Source organism: uncultured Aquimarina sp., from assembly GCF_947492115.1.
Lineage (GTDB): Bacteria > Bacteroidota > Bacteroidia > Flavobacteriales > Flavobacteriaceae > Aquimarina.
The window spans coordinates 607,696-619,807 of record NZ_CANLMM010000002.1 but is presented as its reverse complement, the minus strand read 5'-3'; the positions used below and the strand labels follow the sequence as shown (position 1 = coordinate 619,807).

Below are 12,112 nucleotides of genomic sequence, written 5' to 3'. Positions count from 1 at the left end.
GGTGCCACAGAACGTTTTTAATTATTAATAGTGGTTAAAGATGTATTTCGCTAACCTCGTTTATTTAGATATAATCGACATCCTCTAACATCCTATGAAGTATGAATGAAAGTTATTCGGTAGTGAGAATTGAATAATGTTTGAAGAGTTTTTTGTGTTTAATTTCTTGAAGGTGTGTAGAAGGTATATACTTGACCATTTATTACTTAAAACAGCCGGTTATTACTTAATATTCACAAGTTGCTATTTCTGGTTTTTAAATTTATCTCAAAATAATAAGGGTTTAATGTTAAATAACCTTTATTAAGAGGAAACAGAATACCAACTGATAATGAATAAAAATCATGAGAACGAATAAGGATTTTATTAAAGATTATTTTCAAAAAATAGAAAATAAATTGTTCTCGATTAGATTAAAAAATCCAATAATAAAGGATGAAGATCGAATTGCCTTGTTAGAAGAACGTTTAAAAAGGTTTAAGAAGTCTTTTAAAGCGTTAAATAGATTAAATGATGTTAATAGAGCGTTTAAAAAATTAATACACTTTTATTCTGAAGTTGATAAGATAAAAAGGAATCAAAAAGGAGAGTTAAATGGTGTAGGAATGAGATTGTATAATCAACTTCAACTTCCATTAAACGATTGTAGGGAGCTTTTAGAGACGAAAAAAATACAATTAAAGGAGCAATCACAATCCTCTTTAGAAAGTTATAATCCTAAATATAAAGGAGGAACAAATGAGAGAAACGGAAAGAAATCCGATTATGATAGGTTTATAGATACGTTAATGAAAGATGGTACTCCAGAATTTATGTACCCTACAAAAGAAGGTTATGATAAGAGTATGAAAAAAAGAGAAGCGAGGAATGGTAAAATTAGGATAAGGTCGGGAAAATAAAATCAAAAGCTTTTAGCTATAGTATTGTAATATTATAATATTTTGAAAATAAAAAAGGCTTCAGTAATGAAGCCTTTTTTTAAGTTATAAAAAGTTCTAATATACGTTAGTTTACATTATGAATATGAACGTCTCTCTGCGGATAAGGTATAGAGATACCAGCAGCATCTAATGCATTTTTAGAATCTTCTAGAGCGCTAAAATATACATCCCAATAATCATCAACATTTGCAAAAGGTCTCACAACTAAATTAACCGCATTGTCTCCTAACTCGCTTACCGCTACTGTTGGTGCAGGATCTTTTAATACTTTAGGGTTATCAGTTAGCGCTTTCATTACTACATCTTTTGCTTTTTTCATATCATCTCCGTATCCGATTCCAATATTCAGATCAACTCTTAATTTACCTTGAGAGGTGTAATTGATGATATTTCCATTAGATAAAGTTCCATTTGGAACAATAGCTTCTTTATTTTCTGGGGTGGATAATTTTGTAGTAAAAATTTCTATTTCCTTAACTACACCTAATACTCCTTGTGCCTCAATTAAATCCCCAATCTTAAAAGGTTTGAAAATCATAATAAGTACACCGCCTGCAAAATTTGCTAAAGAACCTTGCAAAGCTAATCCAACTGCTAAACCTGCAGCTGCAATAATAGCAGCAAAAGAGGTAGTTTCTACACCAACTGTTCCAAGAACAGCAAGGATTAATACAATTTTTAATATCCAACCAAGTAGATTGGCAAGGAATTTTTGCAAACTTTCGTCATAATTGCGGACGGACATTAGTTTAGTAATTCCCTTTATTAATTTTTTAATAATCCAGGAACCAATGATCCAAATAAGAATTGCACCAACAACTTTTGGTCCAAAATCTACAATAAAATCTAATCCTTTATCTATCCATTCTTGAATATCCATGAGCCAATTTTTAAATTAATTATCTGTTATGTATTAAAATTAAGGATTTATAGTTTTTGTTGGGTTTATTTTTTTCTAAGAATCCCAAATATTCGATAAAGAACAAATCGCTGCTTTAAAAGGTAAATAATCCTAATTTTTTTATAAGAGTTCCTACAATACTTCTAGATTATTCTTTTTAATCGTACATTACGCAACCTCAAAAAAAAGCGAAATTTATGTCTGAGTTTATGTATTTTTTTAAAGCTGGTTTTTTCCATGTATTGGATTGGGAAGCTTACGATCATATTCTATTTTTTATAGTACTTATAGTAGCATATAATTTCAATGATTGGAAACGAGTATTCACGCTGGTTACCTTGTTTACTCTTGGTCATACGGCCTCATTATTTTTAGCCGCCTATGATATAGTTTCGGTAAACTCAAAACTAGTAGAGTTTCTAATACCAATTACCATTTTAATTACAGCATTATTTAATGTAATTACTGCGAAAAATTCGACTAAGCAAGATAGAATAGGTGTTCTTTATGCGGTTACAGTCTTTTTTGGATTAATACATGGTTTAGGTTTTTCGAGGTATTTTGATTTAATCAGTACCATGGGAGAATATAAAGTACTTTCTATATTAGAATTTGCACTGGGTATAGAAATATCACAAATAATAGTTGTGCTAATTGTTTTAGTACTTGGTTTTGTTGTTCAAACTGTTTTTAGATTTTCTAAAAGAGATTGGATCTTAGTGATTTCATCCATAGTAATCGGAATGGTAATTCCCATGATTATATCCAATAGAATATGGTAATTATTTATTAATTAGGGTTGTATTTGACACATAGTCATAATATATTCGTAGTTTATTAGATAGTAATGCAATCCAATTTTTCTATATGCCCAAATCGAAACAATTAAAGTATGATAAAGCTTACCTAAGAATTGCCAGAGAATGGGGTAAACTGTCACATTGTGAAAGAAAAAAAGTTGGTGCGGTTATTGTAAAAGATAGAATGATCATTTCTGATGGGTTCAACGGAACACCCACAGGTTTTGAGAATCCGTGCGAAGATGAAGAAGGGTATACTAAGTGGTATGTGCTTCATGCAGAGGCGAATGCTATTTTAAAAGTTGCGTCGTCAACACAATCTTGTAAAGGAGCAACTTTATATATTACTTTATCTCCTTGTAAAGAGTGTAGTAAGTTAATTCATCAGGCAGGAATTAAAAGAATTGTATATCAGAATGGATATAAAGATAATTCAGGGCTTTTGTTTTTAGAGAAAGCTGGTGTGGAAATAGAACAGATAACTGACTTGGAAGATTAATGGGTTATTCAAAAAAATATTTGCCATTATTTATTGGTTTAGCGATGGGAGTTGGAGTTTTTTTAGGTAGTAAACTCAACTTTAGTAACCCATCTGCTAAGCTGTTTTCTTACAATGCCAAGAAGGAAAAATTAAATAGGCTTATAGATTATATCGACTATGAGTATGTGGATGAAATTAATACAGATAGCATTGTAGACGTTACTGTTAATCGAATTTTAGAAAATCTTGATCCACATTCTGTATACATTCCACCAGAAGAGCTTGAAGGTATTACAGAGAGTATGCAGGGAGATTTTATCGGAATAGGTGTAAGTTATTATCCGTATAGAGATACTATTTCAGTTATTAATACCATTAAAGGTGGCCCCAGCGAAAAATCTGGAATTTTGGCGGGTGATCGCATTCTTATGGCGGATCAAGATACCTTGTATGGTGAACGATTAAGAAGAGATCGATTAGCAGATAAACTTAAAGGAGAATTAAATAGTCAGGTACAACTAAAAGTATATCGAAGGGGAAAAGGTGTTTTTGATGTTGTGGTAAAAAGAGGAAGAGTTCCCTTGCAAAGTGTCGATGCTAGTTATATGCTCCAAGAAAAGATGGGGTATATCAAAGTGAACCGATTTGCAGAAACGACCTATACTGAGTTTAAAAGAGCATTAGATTCTTTACAGGATATGGGAGCAGAGACTTTGGTAGTTGATCTTAGAGATAATGGTGGTGGATTTATTGCGCCAGCACTAAAAATGGCAGATGAGTTCTTAAAAGATGATGAGCTTATTATGTTTACTAAAAACAAAAAAGGAGCCATCGAAAATAATTATGCAACTAAGAACGGAAGTTTCGAAAAAGGAGATATCTATGTTCTGATAAATGAGAACTCTGCTTCTGCTAGCGAAATTTTTGCTGGAGCTATACAAGATAATGATAGAGGTACGATCGTAGGAAGAAGGTCTTACGGAAAAGGACTTGTACAAAGAGAAATGGCATTGGGCGATGGTAGTGCTATTAGATTAACTATTTCAAGATATTACACGCCTACAGGAAGATCCATTCAGAAACCTTATAGTAATGGGAATAAAGAGTATTTTAATGAATATTTAGAGAGGTATAAAAATGGGGAATTACAAAATGCAGACAGCATTCAGGTGGCAGATTCCTTAAAATTTAAAACTCCTGGAGGTAAAACGGTTTACGGAGGTGGTGGAATAATACCAGATATATTTGTGAGTAAGGACACAACCAGAGTTGGTGAAACATTAGATTATATGTTGCGCTCTGGTAGAATGGGAGGATATATATTTGAAGAATTAGATAAGAAAAGAGAATACTATAACCAATTAACAAAAGACCAGTTCAAAGAAGAAATCCAAATAGACGATGAGTTCGCGGAAGGATTTTTGGCCTACACAAGAAGAAATGGGGTTGATTTAAAACTTAATAATTATAGAGAACAATTAAAAAAGTATCTAAAGGCAATTATGGCACAACAGTTATTTGGTACGAATGAGTTCGAAAAAATTATTAATCAGGATGATAAAATGATTCAAAAGGTTTTATCCCTTTCACCAGAGTAATTATTTAGACGTTCTTGTATTGGGATCAATCCTATGTCCCCAAAAATTACTAAGTCGTTAAGAAAATTGATGTTTCAAAAGGTTATACTTGTTCTTTTCTTAATATTTTTGTTAATAAGCGCTATAACTTTGGTTATATTAACATTTTAGTAGTATTTTTAATACAAAAAGCGACCCCCAAAATATGTCAGAATTATCAGAATACCTTCTTGCTATTGCGCTCTGTTCTCCCGTTTTCTTTTTTATTATTGCGGTAGGATTTAGATTGCTAGATAATAGTGCGTCTTTATTTCTTGATAATGAGATTTTAGTTGATTCCTCTTATGTTTCAGGAGATTTAATTAGGGAACACATAGAAAGTACAGAAGATACGAAACTAAAAAAGGCATTAAAAACCTCTTTGATTTTTAGAAAATTACATAATTTCTTTATGATTCTTGCTGTGGTTTCGGTACCACCAGTAATTATTGCCTGCTTTCTAATTACCTTTATTGCGTAACCCTTATTTATCTTTTTCCATATTTCTGCTGAATAGTTCTAGAAACTAATAATATAAGTAATAGAACAATGACACATGCAGAAGCAATAATACTCATTAAAGCTGTTTTGCTATCTCCTAGTAACAGGTTACTGAAATCTAAAACAGTAGCATTGTAGATAATCAAGGAAACACCAATAAGTATTAACGTATAAATAAAATATTTCATCAGAATAAACCTTTTATATTAGTAGCAAATAGTTTTACTGCTATAGCTAGCAAAATTACGCCAAATATCTTTCGAATCACATTAATTCCTTGCTTTCCTAATACTTTTTCAATTTTTCCAGAAGACTTTAACACTAGATATACAAAAATAATATTAATCACTATTGCAATCACAATATTAACGGGTTGATATACTGCTCTAAGTGATAGTATTGATGTCATAGTTCCTGCACCTGCAATCAATGGAAACGCAAGAGGAACCACTGCAGCAGTTTCAGGTTCATCATCTTTATATAGTTGAATACCAAGTATCATTTCTAAGGCAAGAAAGAAAATAATAAAAGCACCAGCAACTGCAAACGAATTTACATCGATACCAATAAGATTCAGGATTTCTTTCCCTACAAAAAGAAACAAGATCATTAAAATAGCGGCGACGATAGAGGCTTTTTCACTTTGGATGTGACCAACTTTCTTTCGTAAATCTATAATGATAGGGATGCTACCAATGATATCGATTACCGCAAATAATATCATGCTTGCTGTAAGTATTTCTTTTGGGTCAAAGTTCATTTTAATTAGTTTTTTGGTTGATGCAAAGTTATATATACTCCGTATTATAAAAGTAGCATAAAAAGATTAATAATCGGTAAATTTTATATTTCATAAAAACTATCTTCGCAATATGTTTCAGTTAGGAAAAACCATAGTTTCAGAAGACATTATAGAAAAAGATTTTGTGTGTAATCTTTCTGCCTGTAAAGGAGCCTGTTGTATCGATGGAGAAGCAGGAGCACCACTAGATGAGGCAGAAACACAGAAGCTTAAAGAAATATATCCTGTAGTAAAGCCATATTTAAGGCAAGAAGGTATTGAAGCGATTGAAAAACAAGGTACTTTTATCAAAACAGAAAATGGAGAATTAGAAACACCATTAATAGATGGTGCTGATTGTGCCTATGTAATTTTTGATAAAAAAGGTACTGCTCTATGTGCTATTGAAGAAGCTTATAATCAAGGAGAAATAGACTGGAAAAAACCAATTTCTTGTCATTTATATCCAATTCGAGTACAAGATTATACAGAGTTTTCAGCAGTGAATTATCATAAGTGGGATATATGTGATGATGCCTGTTCCTTAGGGAAAGAACTACAAGTTCCTATCTATAAATTTGTAAAACAGGCGTTGATACGCAAGTTTGGAGAGGATTGGTATATGGAGTTGGAAAAAGTAGCCGAAGGGCTAAAAAAATAGAAATTTCGATAATTTTCTGGTAACAATTGTAATACTAAAGACACTTAATTACATAACGTTAAATTTTAGTATTATGAAAAAATTGAATGTATTAGCCATAATCTTTGGTATTGGTTTATTCGTTTCCTGTTCGACATCAGATGTTGAGGAAGAAATTGGCCTGGAAGATGATGTTGAATTGAAATCTGAGAAAAGTATAAAAATACCACCAAGACCTCCATTGCCTGGGCCTTGTGGTTTAGCTTTTAATTGTCCACCAAAATAAATAAAAGATTAATATTTTCATTCCTTAAGAGCTTCATCTTAAGGATTTTTTGTTTGATATGGAAAACTTTTCTTTATTTTTAGGGTTGTTAATGTTTACCTAAAAGGGAAAAGGAATACTAACATTAAAACCAAAACAATAATTTTATGAAAACAATTCAAGTATGTATCGCTATGTTTATGCTTGCTGCAGTTCCGTTTGGCTGTAGTGATGACGATGCTATAGACGATATTAAGATTCCTGATGCTGAAGAAACAGGAATATTTTTAGAACAGGATCTTCATGTTTTATATCTTTTGAGACAAGATGATCTAATTGAGGAACAGATCATATCCGTGATGACTGATCTAGAAAATGATCCAAATAATGAGGATCTGCAGGCTCAATTAGAAGAGTTAGAAAATCAACGAGAGGTTAATACAGAACAAATTGATTTCCTGAACTCTCAGATTGAAGAAGCTCTTAGTGATGTTTCTTTGAGACCAAGAGTTCCGAGATTAGGGCCTTTTCCACCACCACCACTTCCATGTGATTGTCAAGACCCTTTAAACTTTACAGCATTAATGAAAGTATTGTTAGAAGGAAATCCTGAAGGTCTATCGGTAGTAGTCTTTTCAGAAAATCAGGAAGTTTTAGCAGAATTTGGTAATATTCAAAATTTTGAGGATACTAGTTTTATAGAAACTTCTATAGGTGAGAATATTGACTTTCAAGGAGTGGTAACTGTTCAGATTTCGAAGTTTTTCCCTCCAATTCAGGATATTACAACATATTCGATAACAGGGAATATTAACCTTTAGTAAGCTTCATAAATAATAAGTAACTTAGCTCTCAATCATTTTGGGAGCTTTTTTTATGAGATTTTTTGTTTCTTTTTTGTCTTTATTTTTTTGTTTTTCAGTGTATTCTCAATCTCCAGAAGAACAATTCGATAAAGTGCAGTCGTTGTTGGTTAAAGGGCAAAGCTTTTTGTATACGCAAAGAGATAGTGCCGATTATTTTTTGTCAAAGAGTTTTGATTTAGCTGAAAAAGAAGATTTTTTAAATGATAAACTTACCATATTGTTATTTCTAATTAGGTGTAATACATATCATTATGATTTAACCTCTTTGAAAGAAAACATAGATGTATTTGAAAATATTCTAACAGAAGATAAAAGGACTGATACGCTTTATTATTCAACATTTTTTAAAAGAAGATTATTGTTGGAAAAGGGTAACTATTTCTATGATATTAAGAATTATCCAGAATCAGAAAAAAACATAAAAGCGATTATAAATGATATAGAAAGTGACTTAGGTGATAATGAAGTAACCCCAGATGATTTATATGAGTTAAACTCAGCATATTCTTTCTTGGCTTCTATATACGAAGATTTAGATAGATTAGATCTATCTATGAAATATCATAATAAGACATTGTCCATTATAGAAAAGTACTCAGATGTTGATTGGAACAGACAGAAACTAAATACAAATACTCGATTAGCAAGGGTTTATGAGAAACAAGGAAATTTTAAAAAAGGGAATGATTTGTTAAAAGAATCTCTAGCACTTTATCTTTTAGATAAGGATAACCCAAGATCTAAAAATAGCTTATTATCCACTTATCAACGTTTGTCAAATAATTACTTATTCCAAGATAGCATTGCTAAGGCAATTATTATGCTAAAGGAAAGTGAATCGTATTATGTGGAAAATGATGCTTTTCAAAGATCTGCTGAGAAATTGTATGCAGAAATTTATAGTTCAGATAAACAGTATGAGAAGGCAGAAACCTTTTACAAATCTTATTTAGATAAGACCCTTACTTACAGGCAAAATCAGAAGCATCAGGATGTAGCAGAAGCTTATACCGGTTTAGGTAGTTTGTATATGTTAAAAGAAGATCCTTCTACAGCTTTGGAATATTATCAAGAATCTTTGATGCAATTAGCACCGGATTTTACAAATAAAGATATTAAAGTTAATCCAGATCCAAAAAAAGTACTATCCAAATTAGCGTTGGTTAAAGTGCTAAAAGAAAAGTTAAAAGCACTTCAATTACTATTCAAAAAAAATAATAATACTAAAGACCTCGAAATAGCTTTTACCACCTCTAATGATATTATCAAAACGTTAGATCTGTTAAAACCAGAATTCGAAAGCAAAATTGATAAACAATTTCTAATTACAGAAATGTATCCTGCTTTTCATAGTATGGTAGAGATCGCCTTTGATTTGTATACTGCTACAAATGAATCGAAATATATAGATGCAGCATTTTATTTTTCCGAAAAAAGTAAAAGTGTTATTCTGTTAGAAGCAACTAGAAGTACTCAAGCAAGCTCTTTTGGAGGAGTACCTGAAGAAATCATTGATAAGGAGCAACAATTCAGAGCAAATATTATTCATTTAGAAAAGAAATTCTTTAATCAAAGATCGGATATTGCTGTTTTCGATTCCTTATTTCAACTAAAAAACAGGTATTATAATTTTATCTCAGATATGGAGCAAAAGTATCCAAAATATTATGATTTAAAATATAATGCTGATGTAGTAAGTTTAGAAGAAATATCAGAGAGTTTGCTCCAAAATAAAGCATTGATCAGTTATGTTGCGACGAGTACAGACTTGTATGTGATCACTTTAGAAGATCATCGCAAATACTTTTATAAGGTGCCTTTAGAGAAGAAGGATCGAGAGATGATAACAAATTTTTATTCTTTGTTATCTAATCTAAATGTTAAAGAACTACCAGATATTTATGCCGAAGGCTACGAGGTATATAAAAGAATTTTAATGAAGCCTTTGGAAAAAATTGAATCAAAAGAATTATTGATTATCCCCGACGATATTTTGAACTACCTTCCGTTTGAAGCGTTAACGACTTCGAATAATGCTGCGGATTATCTTATTAAGGAATATCAAATTTCATATACAAATTCTGCCACCTTACTTAGAGAACAACAAAATACATCAAAAAGTGAGCGGAATAATTTAGTAGCATATGCACCTAGTTTTGAAAAAGCTGGTAATAATATTTCTCAAGATAGGCCTAATTTTGGACCGTTGTTATATAATACAGACGAAGTAACACAGATTACTAGTTTTTTTAATGGAAAAGCTATTATTGGTAATGAAGCGTCTCTGGCTTCTTTTTCAGAGAATTCGGAGACTTATAGCATGCTTCATTTCGCCACTCATGCAGCTACTAACGATGAATATCCTGACTATTCCTATTTAGCATTTGCTAATGATGATAGTGGTGAAAATGGGTTGTTATATGTGAAGGATTTGTACGGATATAATATCAATGCAGATTTAGTAGCGCTAAGTGCTTGTCAAACAGGATTAGGAAAATTGGAGAAAGGAGAAGGAATGTTAAGTTTAGCAAGAGGTTTTAGTTATGCTGGCGCTAAATCATTAGTAAATACTTTATGGAAAATTAATGATCAAACTACAGCAGATCTAATGTATGATTTCTATAAAAACCTTAATAAATCATTGCCAAAAGATCAAGCGTTAAGAGAGGCAAAGCTAACGTATCTGAAAAATGCTGAGGATGATTTATTAATGCATCCGTATTATTGGTCAGGATTTATGATATCTGGTGATACCACTCCTTTGGAAAGTAGTAGTTCTTTTTTATGGTGGTTATTACTGCTTTTTATTCCTGTTATTATAGTGATTATAAAGAAAGTAAAAAGCAGTAATACCTAAGATTATTTCATTTGATCTAATAGCTTTTGCACATCCCCTTTTTTGAAGGTCCCATTGGTAGATAAGTCTTCTAATAATTGAATAGCTTTTTCTTTTTGATTTTCTTTCAGATAAGCCAGCGATAAATACCACTTACCTCTTTCTATTAATTCATCTTTTAAAGCAATGTGTTGTTCTAATAAAGGAATGGCCTCTTTAGTTTGATCAATAGCTAATAACGCATTTGCTTGATATAATAGGAAATAAGGTTTTTGGGTGGTCTCATATAACTTTCCAAATTGTTCTGCCGATACTGCGTATTCTTTATTCTCGTATGAAGAAAAAGCAGCAATTTCTTCATTATCATCTGCTGTTCCTCGTACAATAGGGGTTACCACATTTTTATAAGGCTCAAAATTAGAAGCATAAAGGTCATTAGTGTTAACACCAAAAGGATCTAATAATGAAATAACTCCTAGAGAAATTATTAATAATATAGATGCAGCTACTAATAGATTTTTGTAATTAAATAGTGGTACTACCTTGGTGTCGTTAGCGGCAATTTTAGTTTCAAAATTAGCCATTTGTTTTCTCAAATCATCTCTGTCTTCTGCACCAGCTACACTTTTCAAATTTGATAGTAGATCCAGATCTTCTTTAAATGAGATATCATTGGTAAGCAGGTCGTCGAACTGCTCTTTTTCCGCAGGAGTCAGTTCTGAATGTAGAAATTTGTCTATTAACTCTTCTCGTTCCATTTAAGCGGGGGTTTTAATTAATTCTTTAAGGGATTTTATACAACGGGATTTCTGGCTTTTTACTACATTTTTGTTTTCGTAGCCTAAGCTTTCGGTAATCTCGTCAATCGTTAGTCCCCGATAATAGAATAAGGTTAACATTTCTTGACAACGTTTTCCTAAATTTTTAAAATGTTGTCGTAATAATCGCTGTTCAGGACTCAATTCAGGTTCCTCAAAAAAGTCTTGATCTTCAGATGTTTCTTTAAATTCCACGCTACTTTCATAGGAAATGGTTTTTTTCTGTTTCTTGAGTTGATCATAGATCATATACTTTCCGATACTAAATAAATAAGTCTTAATAGAGCTTTTAATAGCATCAAGTTTTCCATTGATTGCATGTTCTCGTAAGGCAATAAAAGCTTCTTGATATATATCTATAAGTACATCTTGATCCAGATCGTACTTTTTTGCAAACTGCAAAAAAGCACTTCTATACTCGTTATAGATTTTTTCTAATGCTTGATTACGCCCTTTTTTTAGCGTTAAGAGTTCTTCCTTCATACTTGGTCACCTGACTATAGGGTAATAGGTTCATCTTATTTTCCAAAGATAAAGTTAACCTTTTTTATAAAAAGGATACAAAGAGATAAAACCAAACAATATAATTATGAAATGAGCATAAACAAAATTAATTTTTTGCTTACTACCGAAATAATTAAATTTTTTATGCGAAAGCATAGCGGT

General features: G+C 31.5%; 14 protein-coding genes. 9 read left to right on the top strand and 5 right to left on the bottom strand.

Features of this window, described 5'->3' with window-relative positions:
- Positions 1-344 precede the first annotated feature (344 nt).
- Entirely contained in the window at positions 345-899 is a 555-nt protein-coding gene (locus tag Q1A73_RS08055) for a hypothetical protein (protein ID WP_299603934.1), read from the top strand.
- Positions 900-1,005: 106 nt separating this feature from the next.
- Here the strand turns inward: Q1A73_RS08055 and Q1A73_RS08050 are convergent, their stop codons facing one another.
- Positions 1,006-1,821: a mechanosensitive ion channel domain-containing protein gene (locus tag Q1A73_RS08050; protein WP_299603929.1), complete on the bottom strand. Its 816-nt coding sequence runs from the start codon at positions 1,819-1,821 to the stop codon at positions 1,006-1,008.
- A gap of 218 nt (positions 1,822-2,039) precedes the next feature.
- Between Q1A73_RS08050 and Q1A73_RS08045 the strand changes: the two genes are divergently transcribed.
- From Q1A73_RS08045 to Q1A73_RS08030, 4 genes are all read left to right on the top strand, one after another.
- Entirely contained in the window at positions 2,040-2,624 is a 585-nt protein-coding gene (locus Q1A73_RS08045; RefSeq protein WP_299603925.1) for a HupE/UreJ family protein, read from the top strand.
- Between the two features lie 85 nt (positions 2,625-2,709).
- Positions 2,710-3,141 carry a dCMP deaminase family protein gene (locus tag Q1A73_RS08040; protein WP_299603922.1) on the top strand — a complete coding sequence of 144 codons (432 nt, stop codon included), beginning with the start codon at positions 2,710-2,712 and terminating at the stop codon, positions 3,139-3,141.
- Positions 3,141-4,721, top strand: coding sequence for a S41 family peptidase (locus tag Q1A73_RS08035; protein WP_299603919.1), 1,581 nt, complete (start codon positions 3,141-3,143; stop codon positions 4,719-4,721). Before Q1A73_RS08040 ends, Q1A73_RS08035 begins: the two co-directional genes overlap by 1 nt.
- Before the next feature lie 184 nt (positions 4,722-4,905).
- Positions 4,906-5,220 (top strand): hypothetical protein, encoded by a 315-nt coding sequence (locus Q1A73_RS08030; RefSeq protein WP_299603916.1) that lies wholly within the window; start codon positions 4,906-4,908, stop codon positions 5,218-5,220.
- A 7-nt stretch (positions 5,221-5,227) separates the two neighbouring features.
- On the opposite strand, the gene Q1A73_RS08025 is transcribed toward Q1A73_RS08030, so the two are convergent.
- Together Q1A73_RS08025 and Q1A73_RS08020 are read right to left on the bottom strand one after the other, a co-directional pair.
- Positions 5,228-5,428, bottom strand: a complete 201-nt coding sequence (locus Q1A73_RS08025) for a hypothetical protein (protein ID WP_299603913.1) — start codon at positions 5,426-5,428, stop codon at positions 5,228-5,230.
- Positions 5,428-6,000 carry a MarC family protein gene (locus Q1A73_RS08020; protein ID WP_299603910.1) on the bottom strand — a complete coding sequence of 191 codons (573 nt, stop codon included), beginning with the start codon at positions 5,998-6,000 and terminating at the stop codon, positions 5,428-5,430. Before Q1A73_RS08020 ends, Q1A73_RS08025 begins: the two co-directional genes overlap by 1 nt.
- 112 nt (positions 6,001-6,112) lie before the next feature.
- Between Q1A73_RS08020 and Q1A73_RS08015 the strand changes: the two genes are divergently transcribed.
- The 4 genes from Q1A73_RS08015 to Q1A73_RS08000 all read left to right on the top strand — a co-directional run bounded on the left by Q1A73_RS08015 (position 6,113) and on the right by Q1A73_RS08000 (position 10,649).
- Entirely contained in the window at positions 6,113-6,682 is a 570-nt protein-coding gene (locus Q1A73_RS08015) for a DUF3109 family protein (protein WP_299603907.1), read from the top strand.
- 73 nt (positions 6,683-6,755) lie between these two features.
- Positions 6,756-6,947, top strand: coding sequence for a hypothetical protein (locus Q1A73_RS08010; protein ID WP_299603904.1), 192 nt, complete (start codon positions 6,756-6,758; stop codon positions 6,945-6,947).
- A 146-nt stretch (positions 6,948-7,093) separates the two neighbouring features.
- Complete coding sequence (locus Q1A73_RS08005; protein ID WP_299603901.1) at positions 7,094-7,747, top strand: hypothetical protein; 654 nt, start codon at positions 7,094-7,096, stop codon at positions 7,745-7,747.
- A gap of 100 nt (positions 7,748-7,847) precedes the next feature.
- Positions 7,848-10,649 (top strand): CHAT domain-containing tetratricopeptide repeat protein, encoded by a 2,802-nt coding sequence (locus Q1A73_RS08000; protein ID WP_299603898.1) that lies wholly within the window; start codon positions 7,848-7,850, stop codon positions 10,647-10,649.
- Between the two features lie 2 nt (positions 10,650-10,651).
- On the opposite strand, the gene Q1A73_RS07995 is transcribed toward Q1A73_RS08000, so the two are convergent.
- Both Q1A73_RS07995 and Q1A73_RS07990 read right to left on the bottom strand, forming a co-directional pair.
- Complete coding sequence (locus Q1A73_RS07995) at positions 10,652-11,386, bottom strand: hypothetical protein (protein ID WP_299603896.1); 735 nt, start codon at positions 11,384-11,386, stop codon at positions 10,652-10,654.
- Entirely contained in the window at positions 11,387-11,929 is a 543-nt protein-coding gene (locus Q1A73_RS07990) for a sigma-70 family RNA polymerase sigma factor (protein WP_299603894.1), read from the bottom strand.
- Positions 11,930-12,112: the final 183 nt, after the last annotated feature.